This is a genomic window from Cellulosimicrobium composti (assembly GCF_009711085.1).
GTDB lineage: Bacteria > Actinomycetota > Actinomycetes > Actinomycetales > Cellulomonadaceae > Cellulosimicrobium > Cellulosimicrobium composti.
This window is the reverse complement of sequence record NZ_WMKA01000004.1, coordinates 69,027-91,919: the sequence shown is the minus strand read 5'-3', so window position 1 is coordinate 91,919 and position 22,893 is coordinate 69,027. Positions and strand designations below refer to the sequence as shown.

Below are 22,893 nucleotides of genomic sequence, written 5' to 3'. Positions count from 1 at the left end.
CGCGAGGTCGGAGCGCCGTCGGACCACGCTCCGGCCTCGCGTCGCCGGGTGCTGAAAAGGGTCTGCGGACGCGTCGGGCGGGGGCGGCTCGTGCCGCCGCCCCCGCCCTTCACGTCCCCCGTGGTGCGTCCCGGGGCGGGCGGCTTAGCCACCCGCCCCGGGACGGGCCGGTCAGCCGCAGCTCACGGCGTCGTACGCGGCGTCCGTCTCGAACGTCCGCCCGTCGCCCGACGCGGACACCTGCGCGGAGCCCGCCTCGACCGAGGTCGCACGCGTCGCGAACGACTGGTACGCCGAGGCACCCGGCTCGACGCCGGTCACCGTCTTCGTCCCGAACGGCGTCGTGAGCGTGACGTCCGCCGGCACCGTGTCGTCGTTCGTGGCGCGGACCGCGACGTACACCTTGCCCGCGAGGCAGCGGGTCTGGACGGTCGTCGAGATCGCGAGCTCCTCGACCGGCTCGTCCGTCAGCGCCTTGAACCGGATGTTGCGGTAGCTGACCATCTCGCCGCCGCCGTGGTTCTGGATGCCGACGAAGCTGTTGACCAGCCGTGCCGGGTCGGTGCTCGTGAAGTCGTTGACGAGCACGTCGTTGAGGTAGACGCGGATGCGGTCGCCCTCGACGCGGATGTCGTACGCGTTCCACTGGCCGACCGGGTTCAGCGCGCCCGCGACGGCCTCCAGGTCGGCGCCCTGGAACGTGTAGATGGCGCCGGTGGTGCGGTCGTCGGCGTCGGTCGCGTCGATCTGGATCTCGTAGCCCTGGTTGACGGCCACCCACGGGTCGTCGCCCGGGTGCGGGAACCCGACGAACACGCCGCCGTTGTCGTCCTTCACGAGCTTCCAGTCCAGCTTGAGGCTGTAGCTGTCGCCGAGCTCCTCGTCGTACCAGAGCAGGCCCATGCCGCCCTCGCCGCGGATGGAGCAGTCGTCCTGGCGGCCGAAGCCACCCGGACCGGCCATGCGCCAGCCGTCCTGCAGGCTCTGGAGGGTGCCGTCGAAGAGGGCGGTGTAGCCGTCCTCGACGTCGCCCGGCGAGCAGATGTCGGCGGTGTCGCCGACGGAGAGCACGTCGATGTTGATGTTGCCCTCGTCGCCGTTCTCGTACACGAGCGTGATGCTGTTCGCGCCGGCCTGGAGCTCGAGGTCGCGCGTCTGCACGCCCCAGTCCTTCCAGCTCCCGGTCGTCGGGAAGCTCCACTGCCCGAGGTCCTGGCCGTTGACGTGCAGCGACACGTTCTTGGCGCGCAGCTCGTTGTACGGGTGGATGCCGTTCGCGTAGCGCACGTGCACCGGGTAGGTGCCCGCCTCCGGGACGGTGACCGTGAACGTGCGGCCGGAGCCGACGTTCGTCATGCCGGCCGCGAAGCCCGAGCCGGAGTAGTTGCTGTGGTCGGACGCGATGCTCGACCCGCCGAGGGGCTGCGCGAGCTCGGCCTCGTACCAGCCGCGCTCGGTCGGCGCGACGTAGCCCGGGAGCGAGTTGAGCGTGTACCAGGCCTCGGTGCTGAGGAGCTCGGCACCGCTCGCGGAGGCGAACGGGCGCGGCGAGCGGACGTACACCACGTGACCCGGCTTGAGGCCGTCGATCGTCAGCGTGACGGTCGTGCGGTCCTCGGAGACCTGGGCGTCGGAGACGTACAGCGGCTGCTCGTCGACCTTGGGCCCGCCGTACTGCTGCGTGGGCACGTAGCGCCACTGCTTGACCTGGTAGGCCTCGGCGAGCTTGTCCACGACCTCGTCCGAGACGGGGTCGGTGTACTCGATCTCGAAGCCGCCCTCGACGACGCGCATCTCCTTGATGTCGAAGGAGTCCTCGTTGACGGGGACGAGCTTCTGGAGGCCGTACCGGAGCTTGCCGGACTCGCCCCAGTTGCCGCCCTCACCGGTGCCGCCGGCGTACAGCGCGCCGTCGGGACCGTAGATGACGCGGTTCACGCCGACCTCGAGGCCCGCGGTGTGGCGGAAGACCGCACCCTGGAACTCGCCGTCGACCTTCTCGAGGAAGGCGCGCTGGATGCCGCCGTAGGTGACGTCGCCGAGGAGCATCTGCCCCGCGAACTCGCCGTCCTGCACGAGGATCGGGTTGCCCGGGGAGTTGGCGATCTCGTTCTGCGGGAGCCACACGGCCGGCGGGGAGACGGGGTTCGCGTCGAACGGCCCGGCCGGGTTCGTGTAGTGGTTGTAGAACCGGTCCGGCTGGATGTGGATGAGCTTGTTGGCCGGCAGCCACGCGCCCTGGTTGTCGGTCGCGAAGATCCCGCCCTCGGGTCCGAAGCCGATGCCGTTCGGCGTGCGCAGGCCGCCCGCGACGTACGTGACCTCACCCGTCTCGCGGTCGATCTTGATCGACGTGCCGCGGTTGGCCGCGGGCTGCGGGTTGGTCGTCGCGCCGCCGTTGTCGATGGCCACGGAGAGGTTGACGTAGAAGTAGTCCTCGTCGTGGATCAGGCCGAACGCGAACTCGTGGAAGTTGCCGCCGTCGGGCCACTCCGCGATCTTCGTGTGCTGGTCGTAGAAGCCGTCGCCGTCGGGGTCGGTGAGCTGCGTGAGCTGGTACCGCTCCGAGACGAAGATCGAGTCCTCGACGACCTCGATGCCCATGGGGTTGAGCAGCTCGTCCGCGACGAGCGTCGCCGTGACGTCCTCGGGGCCCTGCGCGTCGAGCACGCCGTCGAGGAAGTAGACCTCGCCGGACACCGGGTCGGGGCGCCAGCCACCGGAGCTGACCTCGCCCGTCGTCACGACGGCGAGCTGGTCGTCCGGGGTGAACGCGAGACCCGAGACCTTGGGCTCGAAGCCCTCGGGGCGCAGGTTCACGAGCTCGTAGTTGGGGTTGACCGAGTCGAGGCGCAGGCCGTCGCCCGCGGTGTCGGTCGCGCCCTCGCAGTACTTGTAGCCGGGCGCGGTCACGCGCACGACGCCGGCCTCGGTGCTGAGCGCCGAGGTCGGGATCACCTGGAAGGTGGAGCTGCCCGGCGTCTTCCACGCGAGCGTGAGGCGCTGGTTGTAGCCACCCTCGTAGTAGTCGACCCGCAGGTCGTGCACGCCCGCGGTGAGCGCGACGCTGCCCTCGACGGAGGTCGAGTCGTTGGGCCCGTCGTTCTCGAGGACGAGCTGGCCGTCGATGTAGACGAGCGCGCCGTCGTCGTTGGTCACGCGGAACTGGTACTGGCCGTCGGCGGGGACGTGCAGGTTGGCGCTCACCTGCGAGATGAAGTTGTCCTCCGCGCCGAACTGCTCGGCCGTCGACCAGTCGATGGTCGGCATGAGCTTGTCGACGTTCGGGGTCTGGCCGGACTTCAGGGTGCAGACCGCTCCGGGGTCCTGCGCGAGCTGGAAGGTCCGCAGCGTGACGCCGGGCTCCTGCTCCGGAAGATCGGCCGCGGCGGGGACGGCCCAGCCCGCGACGACGACCGCGCCGAGGGTCAGGGCGGCCGCGCCGCGTCGGTACCTGATCCGGCGGGACGCCGGCAGGCTGGTGCGTTCGAGCATCGTTGCTCCTTCTCGGTAACACATCGAGTTCGACGGAGCGTAGCCCTAGCCGCCCCCCCTCGCCGCACCCTGCCGTCCCCGTCGATGACAACGGTGGACAATCTAGCCCGCGTTTCATCGGCATGTCTACAACTTCCGTCGCCTGGTCGGCAAAAGTGGAGCCAGAGCCGCCGTCGTACGCTCGGCCCATGAGCGCACGCCACGGCGACATCGCCGACCGCACCGCGTCCCGGCCGTTCGCGCAGGTCGACGTGTTCACGGACGTGCCCACGCGCGGCAACCCGGTCGCCGTCGTGCTCGACGGCGAGGGCCTGACGGACGAGCAGATGGCCGCGTTCGCGCGCTGGACCAACCTCTCCGAGACGACCTTCCTGCTCCCACCCAGCCCCGAGGGCGCTGCCGGCGGCGCCGACTACCGGCTGCGGATCTTCACCCCCGGCGGCGAGCTGCCCTTCGCCGGCCACCCGACGCTCGGCTCGTGCCACGCGTGGCTCGAGGCGGGCGGCCAGGCGCGGGCGCGCGACGTCGTCGTGCAGGAGTGCGGCGTCGGCCTCGTGACGATCCGGCGCGAAGGCGCCGGGACCGACCCGGGCGCCGGCGCCGGCTCCGACCGGCCGTCCCGGCTCGCGTTCGCCGCGCCGGCGCTGCTGTCGGACGAGCCGCTGCCCGCGGACGAGCTCGCGGCGGTCGTCGCAGCCCTCGGCGTCCCGGAGGACGCGGTGCTCGACCACCGCGTGCTCGACAACGGGCCGGGGTGGCGCGTCGTGCTGCTCGACTCCGCGGAGCGCGTCGCCCGGCTCGCGCCCGACTGGTCCCGGCTGCGCGCCGAGCGCCCGGACCTGTCCGTCGGCGTGGCCGGCCTCTACGGCGACGACGGCGGCCCGGACGGCGCGGCGGTCGAGGTGCGCGGGTTCGCGCTCGGCATGGGCATCCCCGAGGACCCGGTCACGGGCAGCCTCAACGCCGTCGTCGGCCAGTGGCTCGGCCGTGACGGGCGCCTCCCGGAGCAGTACGTCGCCGCGCAGGGAGCCGCCCTCGGACGCGCCGGCCGCGTGCACGTCACGCGCGACGACGCCGGCACGGTCTGGGTCGGCGGCGCGAGCGTGACGTGCGTCGCGGGGACCGTCCGTCTCTGACCGGCGGCCGCGGAATCCGGCGGCGCCGCAGGGGCGCGCATCCGTAGACTGCGGCAAGTGTCAACAAACCCATCGGTTTCCGCGCCCGACCCTGCCCTGACGCCGGGTGCGGTCCTCGTGCGCGCCCGCTGGGCGCTCATGGTGCAGTTCGCGCTGTTCGGCGTCATCGGCACCTCGTGGATGAGCCGGCTCCCGTCCGTCCGCGAGGCGCTCGGGCTGAGCTCCGGCCAGCTCGGCGCGCTGCTCGTCGTCGGCGGCGTCGGGACGCTCACCGCGGTGGTCGCCACGGGCGCGGTCGTCGCACGGTTCGGCAGCCGCACGACGCTCGTGGTCGCGACGACGGCCAACGTCGTCGGGTTCGGGCTCGTCGCGCTCGGCACGGCGACGGGAAGCGTGGGGGTCTTCGCCGTCGGGGCGTTCCTCAACGGGATGTGCGGCGCGCTGACCAACGTGCCCATCAACATCTGCGCGGCGTCCGTCGAGCAGCACGTGGGGCGCGCGATCCTCCCCCACTTCCACGCCGCGTTCTCGATCGGCGCGGCGTGCGGGGCGCTCGTCGCGGCCGCGTTCTCCTGGGCGCACGTCGGCATCGCCGTGCAGGTCGTCGTGGTGACGCTCGTCGTCACCGCCGTGCGCGCCCTGCTCATCGCGCCCGCGACCGCCCTCGCCCCCGAGCGGGCCGCGGCCGCCCGCGCGGACGCACCGGCCACCGCGGACGCGACCGACGACGACGTGCCCGTGGTCGCGCCGCGGCGCGGTGCCGGGTTCCGCGCGGCGCTCGCCGCGTGGCGCGAGCCGCGGACGCTGCTCATCGGCCTCGTGCTCCTCGCGTCGTCGCTGTCCGAGGGGTCGGCGGGCAACTGGCTCTCCATCGCGGTCGTCGACGGGTTCGACGTGCGCGAGGCGCTCGGCGCCGTCGCCTACGGGACGTTCGTCGGCGCGATGACGGTGTTCCGGTTCGCCGGGACCGGCCTCATCGACCGGTTCGGCCGCGTCGCGGTGCTGCGCGCGTCGGGCGCGTCCGCGCTCGTGGGGCTCCTCGTGTTCGGCCTCGCCCCCACGCTGCCCCTCGCCTGGGCCGGCATCGTGCTGTGGGGGTGCGGCGCCGCCCTCGCGAACCCCGTCGCGATCGCCGCGGCCTCCGACGACCCCGCCCACGCGGCGCCGCGCGTGGCCGTCGCGACGTCGTTCTCCACCGTCGCGATGCTCACCGCGCCGCCGCTGCTCGGGCTGCTCGTCGACGGCGTGGGCGCCCGCCACGCGCTCCTCGTCATCTGCGCCGCGACGGTCCTGTCGCTCGCGGTCGCGGGCCAGGTGCGCCCGCTGCCGCGCCCGACCCCTGCCGCCGCAGCGGTCCGGGCGCGAGGATAGACGCGTGGACGACGCCCAGGTCGCACGGCTGCGCCGCGACGCGCACGAGCGGGCGCTGCGCCGCCCCCGGCTCCCGTTCGCGGGGACCGTGCACGACGAGGCGCGGGACGGCGTCGGGCTGCGGCGCTACGTGCCCGAGGCGTCGGACGCCGGCACGGCCGTCGTGTTCCTGCACGGCGGGTACGGGCTGCTCGGGGACCTGGAGCTCCAGGACGGCCCGTGCCGACGCCTCGCGACCGCGCTGACGGCACCCGTCGTGGCGGTCGACTACCGGCTCGCGCCGGAGGCGTCGCTCGCCGAGTCCGCCGAGGACGCGCTCACCGCGCTCGCGCTCCTCGCCGCCGAGGGCGTGGGCCGCCTCGCGCTGGTCGGGGACTCCGCGGGCGGGACCGTCGCGGTCGCCGCCGCACGACGCGCCCACGGCACGCCGCTCGCCCCGGCGTGGCTCGCGCTGACGAACCCCAACCTCGACCTCACGCTCGGCTCGTTCGACGCGGCCCGGCCCGGCGGCCCCGATCTCGCGCTCTCCGCGGCGTCGTTCCGCGCGTGGACGCGGGTCGAGGACCTCGCGGACGCGCCGCGGTTCGACCTCGACGCCTCGGCTCTTCCGCCGACGTTCCTCGCCGTCGGCGACCAGGACGCCCTGCTCCCCGAGGCGCGCGCCCTCGCCGAGGCCTGCGCCCGCGACGGCGTCCGGTGCGAGCTCCTCGAGCTGCCGGGAGCGAGCCACGGCTTCCTCGGCGGCGACGACGCGCCCGCGGTGCTCGCGCGCCTGCGTGCGTTCGTGCGCGACTCCGCGGCCGCGGACACGCGAGCGCCCCGACCGTAGGCCCCGGACGCACGAGGGCCCCGCCCGCGGGTGCGGACGGGGCCCCGGCCGGGACGGCTCAGCCGCGCAGGCCGAACATCGCCGTGTAGCTGCGGCGCGCGTTGCCGAACGAGTCGAGCGGGTTCGGCGGGACCGCGGTCGTGGCGGCGTTGTCCTGCTCCCAGATGCCGTAGCGGGTGCCGCGGGCCTTGGTGGCGCGCAGGAACTCGCGGTACGGGAGGTCGCCGGCGTCGAACTCGATGATGTCGAACCCGTTCGGGTTCGCCGCGTTGCGCGCCCCGTCCTTGAGGTGCAGGAGCGGGAACCGGTGCGGGTTCTCGCGCACGTAGTCGATCGGCTCGAAGCCCGGGTAGAGGTGCTGGCCCACGAAGGCCCAGTACACGTCCATCTCGAGGAACACCGTGTCCGGGTCCGTGTTCTCGAAGAACACGTCGTACAGACGCACGTTCGGCTGGTCGGTGGCGAACGCGAACTCGCCCGCGTGGTTGTGCTGGTAGAGCTTGAGGCCCGCGGCCTTCGCCTGGGCGCCCCACGCGTTGAACTCGTCCGCGGCGGCGCGGTAGCCCGCGACGGTGTTGATGTTCGACGGGGCGTTCGCGGTGCCCACGTGCGGCATGCCGAGGATGTTCGCAATCTCGAGCTGGCGCGGGAGGTCGTTGCGCAGCGCGGTGAGGCTCACGTGCGAGCCCACGGCCTTGAGCCCGTTGTCGTCGAGGAGCTGGCGGATCTCCTCGGGGGTGATCGGCCCGACCTGGCCCTGCGTGTACCCGGCGAACTCGATCTCGGAGTAGCCGATGTCGGCGAGCTCCTCGAAGACGGCCCGGAACCCGAGGCTCGAGACCTTGTCGCGGATCGAGTAGAGCTGGATGCCGATCTTGTTCGGGGGCAGGAGCCGGCCGTTGCCGTTGCTGCTCCCGGCGGCGGCGGCCGCGTTCGGGTTCGGTGCGGCCGAGGCCGTCGGCGCGACGGCGGCTCCGAGGCCCACGGCCACGGTCGACGTCGCGAGCGCCCGGATCAGGCTCCGACGCGTCATGGTGGACTTGCTCATCGTCTCTCCTTCGAGGGATGGGCGGGACGGCTCCGGTGAGCCGCGCCGCGGTGGTGCAGTCGGCAGCGAGTCGGCGACACCCAGCGCTCGCCGCCCCCGTGACCCCGTCGTCGGGGCCGCGGGCGCCCCCTGCGTCCTCGTCTGTCCTGGTTCGGGCCTCGAACGGCGCCCGGCGTCGGCTCCTCCTCGTCTCGTCGTCGAGCGGGGTCCTCTCGCACGTCCTCGTGCGAGGGGAACGCGTCCCACGGTGTCTCGGGTGGTTCTCACCTACCACCCGGTCGTCATCCTACGAGGCTTTTGTCGCGTGTCAATCAAAAGTCGGAAGGTCGTCGGCGCGACGTCACCGCGGCGACGCGGAGGTCGTCCGGGTCGCGGCCTCGAGCAGCTCCAGGACGTGCACGTAGTCCTGGCCGGTCGCGCGCGTCATGCCCATCTCGCACGTGCGGTTGCTCGACACGTGCGCGTCGAACGCGCCGCCCGGGAGCGTGGCCGCGCGCGCCGCGACCTCGTCCGCCTCGGCGCGCGTCGCGCCCGCGGTGAGCTCGGGGTGCAGCATGCCGCGGTCGCCCGCGAACCCGCAGCACCCCCACGCGGCGGGCACGGTCGCGCGGTCCGCGACCGCCTCGGCCACGGCCCGCAGGTCGTCCACGGCGCCCAGGTGCACCGTCGCGCACGTGGGGTGCACGACCACGTCCCCGGCCCTCGCGACGTCGACCCCCCGCGCCGCGAGCGCCGGCAGCACGTCGGTGCGCACGAACGTCACGGCGTCGACGACGCGCAGCCGGGCGAAGCGCTCGCGCGCCCGCTCGTCGCGCGGGTCCGTCCCCGTGAGGTGGCGCGCCGTCTCGGCGAGCCCGTGCGTGCAGCTCGACGCGTCGCTCACGACGGGCAGCGCGCCCTCGCGCGTGGCGACCCACAGCGCGTCCACGACCTTGCGGGCCATGGCCGCCGCGCCGTCGGGCAGGCCCTTGGACGACCACGGGGTGCCGCAGCACAGCCCGCCGATCTTGTCGGGAACCACGAGCCCGACGCCCGCGCGCTCGCACAGCGCCCGGAACGCCGCCTCGGCCCCGACCGGGCGGCTCGCGCCGTCGCCACCGCCCGCGCCCGCCGGGAGTCCGCCGTCCGCGGGCGCGAAGAGCTCGCCCGTGCACGACGCGAACAGCACCGCGCGCGCGTCGGCGTCGCCGTCGTCGGGCACGACGCCCGTGGTCCCGCGGCGCGGCCCCGGGCCGGGCAGGTCGGCGTCGACGCGCGGCACGACGTCCGCCCCGACGACCCCGCGCGCGACCTCGGACGCGACGCGGACGAGCGGCGTCGGGAGCGCCTCGACCACGCCGAGCGCGCCCCGCAGGCCCGTGACGACGGACCCCCAGCGCTCGGCGGCGGCCACTCCCCCGCGCTGCACGACGCGCGGCTGCGAGCGCGCGCGGTGGCCCTTCATGACGACGCCCGTGTCGATCCCCACGGGGCACGCCTGGACGCACAGCGAGTCCGCGGCGCACGTCTGGACGCCCTGGTAGGCGTACTGCCGCTCGAGCTCGCGCCGCTCGGCGGGCGGCGCGGCGGCCATCTCCTTGAGCAGCGCGATGCGCTGGCGCGGGGTCGTGGTGACCGTCCGCGACGGGCAGCCCGGCTCGCAGTACCCGCACTCGACGCACCGGTCCACGAGCGGCGCGTCGTCGCCGCCCGCGGACGACTCGACCTTGAGGTGCCGCAGGTGCTCGTGGTCGTCGTCGGTGATGAGCACGCCGGGGTTGAGCAGGCCCGCCGGGTCGAACAGGCCCTTGACCTCGCGCATGACGGCGTAGAGCTCGTCGCCGAACTGCCGCCGGACGAACGGCGCCATGATGCGGCCCGTGCCGTGCTCGGCCTTGAGCGTGCCGCCATGGCCGAGCACGAGGTCCACGAGGTCGTCGCTGAACGCGGCGTACCGGTCGAGCTCGGCGCGGTCGCCGAGGCGTGGCGTGATCATGAAGTGCAGGTTGCCGTCCTTCGCGTGCCCGAACGTCACGGCGCCGCCGTAGCCCCGGCGCTCGAAGAGCGCGCCGAGGTCGCGCACGGTCGCGGTGAGGTCCGCGACGGGCACGGCCACGTCCTCGAGCAGCGCGGTGCTGCCCGGGGGCCGCGCGCCCGCGACGGCCGTGTACAGGCCCTTGCGCACGCGCCACAGCCGCTCGCGCGTCGCGGCGTCGGTCGTCACGGTCGCGGGCACGGCGAGGGACCCGGCGAGCGAGCCGACGACGTCGCGCGCCGCCTCCTGGAAGGGTGCGAGACCGTCGGGGGTCGCGGCGCGGTACTCGACGAGGAGCGCGGTCTGGTGCTGGATGCCCGCCCCGGAGGCCAGCGACCGCATCGAGGGGTCCGCAGCCGGGTCGGCCGCGGCGACGCGCAGAGACGCCGCGTCGAGCAACTCGATCGCCTCCGCGCCCGACGCGACGAGCGGCACGAGCGCGTCCGTCGCGTGCTCCAGCGAGTCGAGCACGAGGAGGGTCGTCGCGGCGTGCGCGAGCAGCGGCACCGTCCGGAACGTCACGTCCGCGACCCAGCCGAGCGTCCCCTCGCTGCCGACGATCAGGTGCTCGAGGATCTTCACCGGCTCGTCGTGGTCGACGAACGCGTTGACCGAGTAGCCCATCGTGTTCTTCATCGAGAACTGGCGCTCGACCTCCGCACGCATCGCCGCGCTGCCCCGCACTCGGTCGCGCAGCTCCGCGAGCCCGCGGTGCAGCGCGGGCTCGGCCGCGCGCAGGCGCGCGTCGGCGTCGGGCGCACCCGTGTCGACGACCGTCCCGCTCGCGAGCACGACCGTCATCGCCTCGACCGTCCGGTACGCCGTGCGCGCGGTGCCCGACGACATGCCCGACGAGTTGTTCGCCACGACCCCGCCGATCGTGCACGCGATCTCGCTCGCCGGGTCGGGCCCGAGCCGGCGCCCGTGCCGCAGCAGGTGCGCGTTGACGAGCCGCAGCGTCGCGCCCGGCTCGCACCGGACGCGGTCGCCGCCGTCGAGCACCTCGACGCGTGTGAAGCGCGTGCGCGTGTCCACGAGCACCCCGCCGCCCGACGCCTGACCGGACAGGCTCGTGCCGCCCGAGCGGAACGTCACCGGCAGCCCGCGACGCGTCGCCTCGCGCATCGCGGCGACGACGCCGTCGCGGTCGTGCGCGCGCACCACGACCTCCGGCCGCAGCAGGTAGTGCGACGCGTCGTGGGCCTGCGCGACGCGCGTCAGCAGGTCCGTGCGCAGCTCGAACCCGGGGCCCGCGGCCCCTCGCGCACGACCCCGTGTCACGGGCGCGACCGACGGTCGTAGCCGAGGCGGTGCGGCTGCACGGCCTCGTACGTCGCGCGCAGGTTCGCCGTCGTGCGGTCGAACAGGCGCTGGGCGACGCGCACGAACAGGAAGTCGACGAGCGCGAGCTGCGCGATGCGGCTCGACAGCGCGCCGGACCGGAACTGGGTCTCGCGCGCCGTCGTCGTGAGCACCACGTCGGCGTGCGCGACGAGCGGGGACTCCGGGAAGTTCGTCACGGCGACCGTCGTGGCGCCGCGCTCGCGCGCGATCCGCAGGGCGTCGTTCGTCTCGACCGTGAGGCCGCTGTGCGAGACGCCGACGGCGACCGCGCCGGGGCCGAGCAGCGCGGCGGACTGGAGCTGGACGTGCGGGTCGGGCGACGCGAAGCACACGAGGCCGATGCGCTGGAGCTTCTGCGCGAGGTCCTGCGCCGTGAGCCCGCTCGACCCGACGCCGAACAGGTCGATGCGCGTCGCCTGCGCGACCGCCTCCGCGACCTGCTCCAGCGCGTCGAGGTCGAGCATGCGCGCCGTCTCCTCGATCGTGCGGGCCTCGTGGAACGCGATCTTCGTGACGACGTCCTGGAGCGTGTCCTCCGGGTCGATCTCGCCGTGCGCGACGTTCGCGCGCTCCTGCTCCACGGCGCGCCGGCTCGTCGCCTGCGCGAGGTCGATCCGGAACTCGGGGTAGCCCGCGTACCCGACCGCGCGGCAGAACCGGACGACCGTCGCCTGCGACGTCCCGACGAGCGTCGCGAGCTCGGTGATCGTCTTCCCGACGACGGCCGCCGGGTCGGCGAGCACGGCCTCGGCGATGCGCGCCTCGGCGGGTCGCAGGTTCGGCAGCGACTGACGGATGCGGACGAGACCGTCGGCGGCCATTCAGTCCTCCTCGGTGGGGTGCGGGTCGGCGGGCGCCGGGTCCGGCGCGCGGTCGGTCGGGTCGGGCGGGTCTGTCGGCGGGGCGTGCGGGGTGCCGAGCGTGAGCCACGGGGCGTGCCCGACGACGGCCCCCGGCTCGGTCGCGAGCCGCGCGGCGAGGTGCAGGGCGCCGTCGAGCGGCGTCCCGGCGGCGTCCACGAGCTCGACGGCGGGCCGCAGCACCCCGAGGCGCGCCCGGAACGCGCCCGTGAGCAGCGGCCCGATCGCGAGCACGCCGCCCGTCGCCGCGGCGAGCGGCGGGACGCCGTCGACCAGGGCGGCCGCGAGCGTCGTCGCGAGGTGCGTGCCCGCGCCGGCGAGGACCTGGCGGGCCACGGCGTCGCCGTCGTGCGCGGCAGCGGCGACGTCGGGCGTGAAGGAGGCGAGCACCTGGGCACGGTCGGCACGCGTGTAGAGCCGGCCCGGCCACGTCGGCACGGGGCCGAAGCGCTCCGTCGCGGCGGCGAGCAGCGCCGTCGAGCCGCCCTTGTCGCGGCCGTCGTGCGCGGCGACCGCCGCGCGCAGCCCCTGCGCGCCGATCCACGAGCCCGAGCCGAGGTCGCCGAGCAGGTGCCCCCACCCGTCGACGCGGTGCCACACGTCGCGCAGGTCCGTGCCGAGCGCGATCGCACCCGTCCCGACCGCGACGACCGCCCCCGGCCGCCCGCCCAGCGCGCCGAGGTGCGCGGTGAGCGCGTCGGCCGCGACCGCCGTCGGCGGCCCGCTGCCCGGCCGCACGTCGAGCATGGGGTCGCGCGGCATCGAGAACGGGGTTGGTGTCGTCATGGGCCCCATCACGGCACCAACCCCGTTCTCGGCGGACGGGGGGAGGGCCGCGCGGAGGACGGCGTGGAGCTCGGCGGGGTCGCGGACGAGCGAGGCGAGGCCCGTGGCCCCGACGGCGGCCGCGGCGACGCCGTCGGCGTCGAGGGACGGGACGTGCGCGCGGAACCGGGCGAGGAGGTCGCGGACCACGTCGACCGCGTCGCTCCCCGCGGGACCGATGGCGACGGGTCGGCCGGTGAGGGTGACGTCGGGTGCGGCCACGGACGACGAGGGGGCTCCGGGGCGTCGTGCAGCGAGGCGGCTCCCCGAGCCACCGACGTCGAGCCCGACGACCCACGCGCCGTCGGGCGTGCTCCTGCTCACGAGGGACAGTCTGGCACAAAGTTTCACGCTAGTGGTCAAGGGTGGAGATTCTTGCCAAGCGTCCGGGACCGTCCGGTTCGCCCCACGGTACGCCGCTCCGCGCGCGAGGGAACCTCGCCACGCCGCCGTGCGGCTACCCTCGCGGGGTGTCCCGACGACGACGGCCCGACCCCGTGACCATCGCCTTCACGCTCGACGAGGCGACGCCGGCGGACGACGCGCGACACGACGACGCGGCCGAGGGCGGGACACCGGACGCGCGCGCCGACGCCGACGCAGCGAGCACCGGCTCGGCGAGCACCGACCCCGCGGGACCCGCGGCCGGCCCGGCCCCCGCGGCGGCCCGGTCGGCACGGCGCCGCCGACGCGCCGCGGTCGGCGCGGTCCTCGCCGCGGTCCTCACGCTCGGCGGGATGGCGGCCGTGGACGCCGCCTCGTCGCGGTCGTCGACCGAGACGCAGCGCCGGTCCACCGGGGGCGTGGACGCGCTCGCGACCGCGCCGGTCGAGGTCTGGTCGGCCCCCGGCCCGCAGGCGGGCGCCCTCGCGACGCTGCCCGGCCTCCTCGTCGTCGTGCGCGACGACGAGGCCGTCGCCCACGACCTCGACACCGGCACCGTCCGGTGGGCCGTGCCCCTGCCGCCCACGTCCCGCTGCGGCGGCGAGCTCGAGCTCGCGCTGACGGCCCCGGTGCCGGACGAGACGCTCGTGTGCGTGACCGACGACGTCCCCTCGCCGCTCGCGAGCCGGACGCTGCTCACGACGACCACCGGCGAGGCGGTCGACACGACAGCCGCCTCGCCGGCCCCGCAGGTCACCGTGCTCGACGCCGACGGCACCGCCACGACCCGCACGCTGGACGCGGCACGCGGCTGGTCGGCACCCGGGCCGGACGGCACCGTCGCGCGCTTCCGCCGCGTCGGCGACACGCCCGCCGCACCCGTGCCCACCGACCCCACGACGGGCCTGCCCACCGACGTGTCGGCGGGGCGCGCCGCCGTCGTCACGCTGGAGGACGCCCGGACCGGGACCGTCCGCTGGGAGCACGAGCTGCCCTTCGTCGCCGGGGAGGGCGACTGCCGCCCGTACTCCCCCACCGAGGACACCACCTATGCCGACCTCGACAGCGGGACGGTCAGCCGCTCCGCCGGGCTCGTGGCCGTGCGGGGCTGCGGCGTCGACGCGAGGTTCACCCCCGAGGGCACGCGGGTCGACGACCCGGAGGCTCCCGCGGACGCGGTCAGGCGACTCCCGGACGACGCGCTCCTGCGCGTGGACGCCCGCGAGTCGGCAGCGGCGGACGGCACGGGTGCCGCAGCCGTGCTCGAGCCGGACGGCGCCCTCCGGTGGGAGCCGCCGGGCGAGGTGCTCGTCCCGATCGCGACGGACGGGACCGCGCGGGACCTCGTGCTCACGCGGCAGGTCACGGACCTCGTCGCGCACGACGCGGCCGGGCGCACGCGCTGGGAGACCGGGGAGGTGAACTCCCCCGAGATCGCGTACGTCGTCGCGGACGGCGTCGCGGTCGTCCTCCAGGGCATGCGCTCGGTCCTCGTCGGGGTCGACGTGGAGACCGGGCGCACCCTGTGGACCCGCACGATCGACGAGCTGGTCGACGACGGCGCGGGGCCCACCGTGGCCCCCGGGATGCTGCACGTCGGGCAGGCGTTCACGGACGGCGCCCGCGCGCTCCTCGCCGTCTCGGCGTGGGAGGACGACGAGCACAGCACGACGCGGCTCGTCGCGCTCGACCTCCGGGACGGCGCGGTCGCGTGGAGCACCGACACGGCGACCAGCACGCGGTACGCCGCGGTGCAGGGCAGCCTGCTGCAGCTCCGCCTGGGTGACGACCCGACGGTGACCCGCCTGGGCTGAGGCACACCGCCCCGGACGCTCAGCGCGCGAGCCACTCCTTGCGCTCGGCGGGCGGGAGCTTCTCGACCGCGGCGCGCAGCACGTCGCGCGACATGGTCGTGACGTGCTCCTCGAGGAACGCGCGCAGCCGGTCGGGCTCCACGTCGCCCGCGTGGCGCAGCATCCAGCCGACGCCCTTCTGCACGTAGGGCTCCGGGTCGTCGACGAGCGCCTCGGACAGCCGGAACGTGTCGTCCACCTGCCCGCGCCGCAGGAACGCGGCGGTCGCGACGATCGCCGAGCGGCGCCGGGGCCAGTCGGGGGCGCGCGCGAGGTCGTCGAGGACGCCGCGCGGCCGGTCGAGCAGCCACGAGCCGAGCACCTGGTACGCGGTGAGGTCCACGAGGTCCCACGTGTCGATGCGGTCGTGGCGGCGCAGGAAGAGCTGGACGAGCTCGGCGTGCCGCTCGACCGTCACGCGGCGGGCGGTGGCCGCCTTGCCCATGATCGAGCACGCGCCCGCGCGCACCTCGTGCACGCGGTCCTCGAGCAGGAGCTCGATCTGGTCGACCGGCATGTCCAGCGCGCTCCTCGCGAGCGTGAACACGTCGCCCATGCGGACGCCCGCGAGCGAGTCGTCGCCCGGGAAGTGCCGCGTGTAGGCGCGACGCTGGGCCGCTGTCGCGCGCGCGAGCAGGTCGGCGCGGAAGTCGGTCGCCGTCGTGTACGGCGGCATCGTCCTTCTCCTCTCGTGCGGGCGCCCGGCCCGCGGTTCGGCGTGTCGGCGGTGCGGTCGGCGCGCGACCGCGCCGCTCAGCGCGGTGCCATGCGGATCGCGCCGTCGAGGCGGACGACCTCGCCGTTGAGCATCGGGTTCTCCACGATCGCGCGCACGAGGTGCGCGTACTCCTCCGGCCGACCGAGGCGGCTCGGGTGCGGCACCTGGGCACCCAGCGACTCCTGCGCCGCCTCGGGCAGCGACGACATCATGGGCGTGCGGAAGATCCCCGGCGCGATCGTCATGACGCGGATGCGGTGCTGCGCGAGGTCGCGCGCGAGCGGCAGCGTCAGCCCCGCGACGCCGGCCTTCGACGCCGCGTACGCGGCCTGCCCGACCTGCCCGTCGAACGCCGCGACGGACGCGGTCTGCACGACGACGCCGCGCTCCTCGCCGTCCGGGTCCGGCCCGTCGGGGCCGAGGGGGTCGAGCGCGAGCATGCGCTCGGCCGCGAGCCGCACCACGTTGAACGTGCCCACGAGGTTGACGTCGACGACGCGGCGGAACGCGTCGAGCGCGTGGAGCCCCGACTTCCCGATCACGCGCTGCGCGAGCACGATCCCGGCGCAGCTCACGACGACGCGCGCACCGCCCAGGTCGTCCGCCGCGTCGAGCGCGCGGGCGACGTCGTCCTCGTCCGTCACGTCGGTGGGGACGAACCGCGCCGCGTCGCCCAGCGCACCGGCCACCGCCGCGCCGTCCGACGACGCGAGGTCCGCGAGGACCACCCGCGCCCCCGCCGCGACCAGAGCCTCCGCCGTCGCGCGCCCGAGGCCGGAGGCCCCACCGGTCACCAGGGCCGTCGTGCCCTCGATCCGCATCTCTCGCCCTCCGTCAGCCACGCGAGCGTCGTCGCCCGCCCCGCTGACCGTACCCAGGTGGAGCCGCTGGTCGCGAGGTCGGCCCACCGTCGGCCCTGCTCCGGACCGCGCCGAGGCCCGTCCCCGCCCACCCGTCAGTGCGTGGGCATCTCCAGGCACCCGCCGTCGGCGATCGGGCCGCCCGCGTCGAGCGTGACCGCATCGGGCGTGACCGCCCCGTACACGCACCCGCCGGGGACCGCGACGCCCACGCCGACGGTCGTCGCGGGGTCGCCGAGCGGCGTCGTGGGCCCGGTGACCTGCACGTCCTCGAAGCCCGCGTCCGCGAGCGCCGCGACGACCTCCGCGCCGTCGACGGCGGACCCGTCGGCGACCGGGTCGAGCGCTGCCTGCACCGCCGGGACGGAGCGCGCCGCCTCGGCGTCGCTCTCGGGGGTGCCGGAGCGCTGCCGGTACGCCTCGTCGGACGCGTCGAGACCGGTCTCCCGCCCGAGGCCGGTCGGCTCGCCGGCCGGGTCCGCCGCCGTCGTGCCGGGGTCGGCGGGGTCGTACGCGTCCGCCCACCCCCGCATGCCGACCGCGACGACCGCGACGTACCCGACGACGCCCACGCACGCGAAGATCGCGATGCCGACGACGACGCCGACGACGGCGCGCGTCACGCGCGAGGTCTCGGCGCCCGGGGCGTCGGGGTCGGGGGACGTCATGCCCCGAGTCTGGACCGGGGCGCCGCGGGTGACCAGCGCTATTCCCCCCGGGTCCCGCTGTCGCGGGTCGCCGCCCGGACGCCGTCGAGCCACCGGTCGAACTCCTCGGCGAGCTCCTGCTGCGACATGCGCAGCGCCTCGGCCGGGCTCGTCGCCTCCCGGCCGGCGACGTACAGCCGACGCACCATGTCGGTCTTCGGGGTCCACGGGCGCATCGGCCGTCCCTTCTCTCGTCCTGCGGGCAGCGCGCACATACTCCAGCACGCCGCCGCGCCGCTCGCCCGCCGTCGTGGGCCGCCGGGCCGCCGTCGGACGAACGTCACACCCGCAGTGCGAGGATGGACGCCGGCGCGCACGCGCCGGTCACCCGCGGCGAGGAGACCCCATGAGCCTGTACGACATCCCGTTCGACGCGATGGACGGGACGACGCGCACGCTGCGCGAGCACGCGGACGAGGTCGTGCTCGTGGTGAACGTGGCGTCGCGGTGCGGGCTCGCGCCGCAGTACGCCACGCTCGAGGCGATGCAGGAGAAGTACCGTGACCGCGGGTTCACGGTGATCGGGTTCCCGAGCAACCAGTTCCTCCAGGAGCTCGGCAGCAACGAGGCGATCCAGGAGTTCTGCTCGCTCACCTACGGCGTGACGTTCCCCGTGGTCGACCGCGTGCGCGTCAACGGGCGCCACGCCCACCCGCTGTACAAGGAGCTGACGAGGACCCCGGACGCCGACGGCAAGGCGGGGCGGGTGTCGTGGAACTTCGAGAAGTTCGTCGTCCTGCCCGGCGGCGAGGTGCACCGCTTCCGGCCCCGCACGCTGCCCGACGACCCGGCGATCATCGACCTCGTCGAGGCCCACCTGCCCCGCTGACCCGGCGACTCACGGCACGACGAGCGCGGGGTGCCGCGCGTCGTCGACCCGCACGACGACGTCCGCCGTCCCGGCCGGCCGGACCTCGTCGTCGTAGCGCGCGTACGCCGCGAGGGTCCACGCGTCCTCGGGCGTCGTGCGCCGCGCGAGCGTCGCGGCGCGCACCGCGAGGTGCGCCGTGAGGTCCACGGCGAGACCGCGGCCGAGCGAGAGCGACCCGTCGAGCACGACGACGAGGCCCGGCTCCGCGTCGACGTACGCCGCGCGCGTGGAGCGGCTCGTCGCGGGGTCGCGCAGGCTCGGCAGGTAGCGTCCCGGGCCGCCGGGACCGACGGCGTCGAGCACCTCCCGGTTGAGGCCCGCCACGTCGATCCACGCGTCGAGGAGCGCGTCCGGGTCCTCGCGGCCGTGCTCGAGCCGCAGCGACGCGGGGCGCCAGAAATCCTGCACCCGGACCCGTGCGACCGGACGACCCGCGGCGCGCAGCGGGGCGACGAGCCGGTCGGCGAGCGCGTCGGGGCGCGTGGACGGGTGCCCGTCGACGAGGAGCCGGGTCGCGCCGCCCGGCGTGCCGTCGCCCGGCGGGTGGCGCAGGACGCGCGCGACGAGCCGGTCCACGAGGACGTCCTCGGTCACGGGTTCCACGCGCACCGCGCCAGGATGCCACGGCGCCGGACGCCCCCTGCTCGAGCGTGCCGCCGTCGCGATCTCACCCGCGGCGGGTAGGGCTCGGCGCGCCGTCGTCCGCTACACCGGAATGCGGCACGTCCGAATGACCGGGAGGGACCGTGGCCGGCTCAGGCACGATCGGCGGGACGACGCGGGGAGCGGGAGCGCTGCCTCCGCCCTGATCCCCCGCACCCGGCGGGCGCCTGCCCCGCCGACGACGAGGGCGCGACGACGCGCCCTCCCGTGCTCGAGCGTCGTCCGGGCCGCGGCCCGATGCCCAGCACACGGCCGGTACCGCCGCGACGGCACGGACCCTCGAAAAGACCTGGCTCCCCGGACGCCGGAGCGCGCACGCTGTCGTGGACCCCGGCGAACCCTGTCACCGCGCCGGGGCACGGAAAGGCTGACGGAGATGACTGCTGTGGCCACACCTGGGCACGCGCCGACGACGCGGAGGCGCGACGAGCGCCCCGCCGACCGGGAGGACGGGGTCCTCGTGCGCCTCGCCGCCCACGACGACCCCTACGGGGACCCGCTCTAGCGGTACGTCGAGCCTCCCGGCTTGGTGGCGCGGACGATCGCGCCGTGCATGGCGTCCACGACCTCGTGGGTGAAGGTGACCTCGGCGTCGACGAACCCGGCGGCCGCGAGGCCGTGGAGGTACTCGGACCGCGAGAGCGCGCCGGCGACGCAGCCGACGTGGCTGCCGCGCTCGGCGCGCTCGGCCGGGGTGAGGTGGTCCTCCGCGACGACGTCGGAGACGCCGACGCGCCCGCCCGGGGCCAGGACCCGGAACATCTCGGCGAGCACGGCCTCCTTGTCCGTGGAGAGGTTGACGACGCAGTTCGAGATGACGACGTCGACGCTCGCGTCGTCGAGCGGCAGGTCCTCGATGGTGCCCTTGCGGAACTCGACGTTGGTCGCGCCCGCCTCGTCGGCGTTGCGCCGCGCGAGGTCGAGCATCTCGTCGGTCATGTCGACGCCGTAGGCGAACCCGGTCGGGCCCACGCGGCGGGCGGAGAGCAGGACGTCGATCCCGCCGCCGGAGCCGAGGTCGAGCACGCGCTCGCCCTCGCGCAGCTCGGCGACGGCGGTCGGGTTGCCGCACCCCATGCTCGCCAGCACCGCGGTCTGCGGCAGGTCCGTGACCTGCCGCGCGTCGTACAGGCCGGACCCGAACACCGGCACCTGCGGGGCGGGACCGCAGCACGACGACGAGGTCGCGCAGCACCCGTCCTCCGCCGGTGCCCCTGCCGCGGCGACCCCCGCCGCCTCGGCGTACCTCGCCCGGACCTGCTCGCGCACCTCGTGGTCGACGGCCATGACGGAACCCCTCTCGTATAGACGAACTTCGATACGAGAACCGTGGAGCACGCATCGACGGTTGTCAATACGTGTGGGACGATGGGGCCATGACCACCCTTCTGCCCATCGCCGCGACGAGCGACGGGTGCTGCGCCCCGGCCGACGGCGGCGGGCTGACCGTCGAGGCGGCGCGGGACGTCGCCGCCACGTTCAAGGCGCTGGGCGACCCCGCGCGCGTGCGCCTGCTGTCGATCATCGCCGCGCGACCCGACGGCGAGGCGTGCGTGTGCGACCTCACCGACCCGCTCGGCCTGTCCCAGCCGACGGTGTCGCACCACATGACCACGCTCGCCCGCGCCGGCCTCGTCACGCGCGAGCAGCGCGGCAGGTGGGCCTACTTCGCGATCGCCCCCGGGGCACGAGACCTCGTGACGGGCGCCGTGCGCGCGGTGCTCGCCGACGAGCCGGCGGCCGTCCGGTGACCGACGCGACGCCGCGACCGAGCGTGCTGTTCGTGTGCGTGCACAACGCCGGCCGCTCCCAGATGGCCGCCGGGTTCCTTCGCGAGCTCGGCGGCGGTGCGGTCGATGTCCGCTCGGCCGGGTCGATGCCCGGCGACCGGATCAACCCCGTCGCGGTCGAGGCGATGCGCGAGGTCGGGATCGACATCGCAGACCAGCAGCCCCGGGTGCTCGCTCCCGCGGCGGTGGAGGCGTCCGACGTCGTCGTCACCATGGGGTGCGGCGACGCGTGCCCGTACTACCCCGGCACGCGCTACGAGGACTGGGAGCTCGACGACCCCGCCGGACGGGACCTCGACGCCGTCCGGACCATCCGCGACGAGATCCACGCCCGCGTGGTCGCCCTCCTGGAGTCCCTGGGCGTCGCGCCCGCGGACGTCGGAGGGTCGGAGGCGAGCGGCGGCCCGGTGGAGGGCCGCGCCGGCTGATCCCCCCACGAGCACGGCCCCGTGGCCGTCGGGCTCGCCCGCCCCGGAGGACCCTCAGTCGGGCCGCCCGCCGCGCTCTCGGCGTCGCGCGACGCCCCGGGCCTGCCCCTCGTGGATGTCGCTCACCCACTCCCAGCCGGGCCGGGCCGACGGGCCGACCCGCGGGTCGTCGGGCGTGGTCCCGTCGCGCAGGGCGTGCACGTAGGCGCGGTCCAGGTCGATCCGGCCACGAACCTGGTCGGCCCCGCAGACGGACCCGTGGCCCGGGACGAGGACGGTGACGTCGCCTGACAGGTCGTCGAGCACCCCGAGGCCCACGAGGTACTCCTCGACCGGGTCGTCGGCCTTCTCCAGGTCGTCGAGCATGGGGACGAAGAGGTCGGAGAGCATGTCGCCGGCGGCGAGGACGCCGCACCCCTCGACGAGCAGGGCGGCATGGCCGGGCGAGTGCGCCGGGTGCTCGACGACGCGCACGTCCGGGCCGCCCCACGGGACCCGCGCGCTCCCGGCGGGCAGGGCGGTCACGAGGCCGAACCCGTCCAGCGGTGTCTCGTCGGCGATCTCCGGCGGCAGGGCCTCGACGACGCGCTCCCTCCAGCCCGGCTGCGACCGCAGGTCGCGCATCGCGGCCGCGCAGCGGGCCGTCCCGTACCGGGGGACGTCCCCCAGCACGGGGTGCCACAGCACGTGGTCCCAGTCCGGGTGCGTCGAGAAGCCCGCCACGACCGGCTGGCCGAGCTCGCGCAGGTCGTCGGCGAGGCAGGTCATCTCGGAGACCGTCAGCCCCGGGTCCACGAGCAGGACGCCGGTCCGCCCCTCGACGACGACCGTGTTGTTCTGCAGCAGCTCGCTCTGATGGACCAGGACCCCCGGCGCCACCTGTGTCAGCATCGGTGCCTCCTCCGGCTCGTCCGACCTGATGTCCGACCGTGGTGCGGGGCAGGACTCATCGCCGGGCGCAGAACCTCGCCACGCACGGGAGAGGCAGGGCGACCGTGACCGTCCGGCCCGTCCACGACGGTCTACGCCGCCGCGTCGCGACGCTCAGCGCGCGGGCCACGCTCCGCGCAGGGGCGCCAGCCCTTCCTCGACGTAGGCCGCGATGGGCCGCGTGCCGCCGTCGGAGTACCAGCTCTCGAGTGCCGCGAAGTAGCCGAACACGACCGCGTGCGCGGCGACCGCCGCCTGGACGGGGCTCATGGCGCCCGGCGCCGCCAGGAGCGGCGCGACGCGCTGCGCGGCCCGGTCGAGGGTCGCGAGGGCTGCCGCGCGCACGGACGGCTCGAGGAAGAAGTACCGCACGCGGCGCCACGGGCTGCGCTCGGCGAGCGGCGCGTCGTCCGGCCCGGCGCCGCCTGCCGCCTCGTACGCACGGACCACCCCGAGCATGCTGCCCACGGGGTCGGTGGGGTCGACGAGCTCCTCCAGCTGGGCGGGAGTCATGCTGTCGAACTCGTCGGCGACGAGCAGCCCCTCCTTGGTGCCGAAGTAGCGGTAGACGGACGACGGCGAGACCTCGGCGGCCGCCGCGATCTCCTCGATCGTCACCGCGGCGAACCCGCGCTCGTCGAAGAGGTCGAGCGCACGTTCCTGGATCGTCGTCATGGCGGTGCGACGCCACTGCTCACGGAGGCCTGGCATGCGCCTGACCCTACCGCTCCTGACAGTCACTGTCAGAAAGGGGTTGACTCGCGCGC

General features: G+C 75.2%; 21 protein-coding genes. 8 read left to right on the top strand and 13 right to left on the bottom strand.

Annotation, left to right across the window (positions count from 1 at the left end):
- Positions 1-171 precede the first annotated feature (171 nt).
- Positions 172-3,495 (bottom strand): family 16 glycoside hydrolase, encoded by a 3,324-nt coding sequence (locus GJV82_RS02905; protein ID WP_155098178.1) that lies wholly within the window; start codon positions 3,493-3,495, stop codon positions 172-174.
- Positions 3,496-3,683: 188 nt separating this feature from the next.
- Between GJV82_RS02905 and GJV82_RS02900 the strand changes: the two genes are divergently transcribed.
- The 3 genes from GJV82_RS02900 to GJV82_RS02890 are packed head-to-tail and all read left to right on the top strand — an operon-like array spanning position 3,684 to position 6,831.
- Entirely contained in the window at positions 3,684-4,631 is a 948-nt protein-coding gene (locus GJV82_RS02900) for a PhzF family phenazine biosynthesis protein (protein WP_155098177.1), read from the top strand.
- Positions 4,632-4,688: 57 nt separating this feature from the next.
- Positions 4,689-6,002, top strand: a complete 1,314-nt coding sequence (locus tag GJV82_RS02895) for an MFS transporter (RefSeq protein ID WP_143314320.1) — start codon at positions 4,689-4,691, stop codon at positions 6,000-6,002.
- Positions 6,003-6,006: 4 nt separating this feature from the next.
- On the top strand, positions 6,007-6,831 hold the full coding sequence (locus tag GJV82_RS02890) for an alpha/beta hydrolase (RefSeq protein ID WP_155098176.1): 825 nt from the start codon (positions 6,007-6,009) through the stop codon (positions 6,829-6,831).
- Between the two features lie 58 nt (positions 6,832-6,889).
- On the opposite strand, the gene GJV82_RS02885 is transcribed toward GJV82_RS02890, so the two are convergent.
- The 4 genes from GJV82_RS02885 to GJV82_RS02870 all read right to left on the bottom strand — a co-directional run bounded on the left by GJV82_RS02885 (position 6,890) and on the right by GJV82_RS02870 (position 13,246).
- The gene (locus GJV82_RS02885; RefSeq protein WP_024840961.1) at positions 6,890-7,879 is read right to left on the bottom strand and encodes a sugar phosphate isomerase/epimerase family protein; all 990 of its coding nucleotides are present in this window, start codon (positions 7,877-7,879) and stop codon (positions 6,890-6,892) included.
- 340 nt (positions 7,880-8,219) lie between these two features.
- Positions 8,220-11,174, bottom strand: a complete 2,955-nt coding sequence (locus tag GJV82_RS02880) for an FAD-binding and (Fe-S)-binding domain-containing protein (RefSeq protein ID WP_318657213.1) — start codon at positions 11,172-11,174, stop codon at positions 8,220-8,222.
- Positions 11,171-12,058 (bottom strand): MurR/RpiR family transcriptional regulator, encoded by an 888-nt coding sequence (locus tag GJV82_RS02875; RefSeq protein WP_155098175.1) that lies wholly within the window; start codon positions 12,056-12,058, stop codon positions 11,171-11,173. Before GJV82_RS02875 ends, GJV82_RS02880 begins: the two co-directional genes overlap by 4 nt.
- On the bottom strand, positions 12,059-13,246 hold the full coding sequence (locus tag GJV82_RS02870) for an N-acetylglucosamine kinase (RefSeq protein ID WP_318657212.1): 1,188 nt from the start codon (positions 13,244-13,246) through the stop codon (positions 12,059-12,061).
- Between the two features lie 146 nt (positions 13,247-13,392).
- On the opposite strand from GJV82_RS02870, the gene GJV82_RS02865 reads away from it, so the two are divergent.
- On the top strand, positions 13,393-15,120 hold the full coding sequence (locus GJV82_RS02865; protein ID WP_155098174.1) for an outer membrane protein assembly factor BamB family protein: 1,728 nt from the start codon (positions 13,393-13,395) through the stop codon (positions 15,118-15,120).
- Between the two features lie 19 nt (positions 15,121-15,139).
- Here GJV82_RS02865 and GJV82_RS02860 read toward each other — a convergent pair whose 3' ends face one another.
- From GJV82_RS02860 to GJV82_RS02845, 4 genes are all read right to left on the bottom strand, one after another.
- Positions 15,140-15,835: a DNA alkylation repair protein gene (locus tag GJV82_RS02860; RefSeq protein WP_155098173.1), complete on the bottom strand. Its 696-nt coding sequence runs from the start codon at positions 15,833-15,835 to the stop codon at positions 15,140-15,142.
- 77 nt (positions 15,836-15,912) lie between these two features.
- On the bottom strand, positions 15,913-16,698 hold the full coding sequence (locus GJV82_RS02855) for a 3-hydroxyacyl-CoA dehydrogenase (RefSeq protein ID WP_024840955.1): 786 nt from the start codon (positions 16,696-16,698) through the stop codon (positions 15,913-15,915).
- Positions 16,699-16,832: 134 nt separating this feature from the next.
- Entirely contained in the window at positions 16,833-17,405 is a 573-nt protein-coding gene (locus tag GJV82_RS02850) for a DUF6993 domain-containing protein (RefSeq protein ID WP_155098172.1), read from the bottom strand.
- Between the two features lie 38 nt (positions 17,406-17,443).
- On the bottom strand, positions 17,444-17,620 hold the full coding sequence (locus GJV82_RS02845; RefSeq protein WP_155098171.1) for a hypothetical protein: 177 nt from the start codon (positions 17,618-17,620) through the stop codon (positions 17,444-17,446).
- A 170-nt stretch (positions 17,621-17,790) separates the two neighbouring features.
- Between GJV82_RS02845 and GJV82_RS02840 the strand changes: the two genes are divergently transcribed.
- On the top strand, positions 17,791-18,273 hold the full coding sequence (locus tag GJV82_RS02840) for a glutathione peroxidase (RefSeq protein WP_024840953.1): 483 nt from the start codon (positions 17,791-17,793) through the stop codon (positions 18,271-18,273).
- A 9-nt stretch (positions 18,274-18,282) separates the two neighbouring features.
- On the opposite strand, the gene GJV82_RS02835 is transcribed toward GJV82_RS02840, so the two are convergent.
- Complete coding sequence (locus GJV82_RS02835) at positions 18,283-18,924, bottom strand: nucleoside/nucleotide kinase family protein (protein ID WP_115941472.1); 642 nt, start codon at positions 18,922-18,924, stop codon at positions 18,283-18,285.
- A 430-nt stretch (positions 18,925-19,354) separates the two neighbouring features.
- Here GJV82_RS02835 and GJV82_RS20400 point away from each other — a divergent pair, with 430 nt between their 5' ends.
- Complete coding sequence (locus tag GJV82_RS20400; RefSeq protein ID WP_263971377.1) at positions 19,355-19,483, top strand: hypothetical protein; 129 nt, start codon at positions 19,355-19,357, stop codon at positions 19,481-19,483.
- On the opposite strand, the gene arsM is transcribed toward GJV82_RS20400, so the two are convergent.
- Complete coding sequence (gene arsM / locus GJV82_RS02830) at positions 19,480-20,265, bottom strand: arsenite methyltransferase (RefSeq protein ID WP_024840951.1); 786 nt, start codon at positions 20,263-20,265, stop codon at positions 19,480-19,482. The genes GJV82_RS20400 and arsM overlap by 4 nt on opposite strands.
- An 89-nt stretch (positions 20,266-20,354) precedes the next feature.
- Here arsM and GJV82_RS02825 point away from each other — a divergent pair, with 89 nt between their 5' ends.
- Positions 20,355-20,729 (top strand): ArsR/SmtB family transcription factor, encoded by a 375-nt coding sequence (locus GJV82_RS02825; protein WP_024840950.1) that lies wholly within the window; start codon positions 20,355-20,357, stop codon positions 20,727-20,729.
- A complete protein-coding gene (locus GJV82_RS02820) occupies positions 20,726-21,196 on the top strand; it encodes an arsenate reductase ArsC (RefSeq protein WP_318657211.1) in 471 nt (156 codons plus the stop codon). Before GJV82_RS02825 ends, GJV82_RS02820 begins: the two co-directional genes overlap by 4 nt.
- A gap of 54 nt (positions 21,197-21,250) precedes the next feature.
- Here GJV82_RS02820 and GJV82_RS02815 read toward each other — a convergent pair whose 3' ends face one another.
- Both GJV82_RS02815 and GJV82_RS02810 read right to left on the bottom strand, forming a co-directional pair.
- Positions 21,251-22,087: an MBL fold metallo-hydrolase gene (locus GJV82_RS02815; protein ID WP_155098170.1), complete on the bottom strand. Its 837-nt coding sequence runs from the start codon at positions 22,085-22,087 to the stop codon at positions 21,251-21,253.
- 153 nt (positions 22,088-22,240) lie between these two features.
- Positions 22,241-22,837 (bottom strand): TetR/AcrR family transcriptional regulator, encoded by a 597-nt coding sequence (locus tag GJV82_RS02810; RefSeq protein ID WP_155098169.1) that lies wholly within the window; start codon positions 22,835-22,837, stop codon positions 22,241-22,243.
- Positions 22,838-22,893 lie beyond the last annotated feature (56 nt).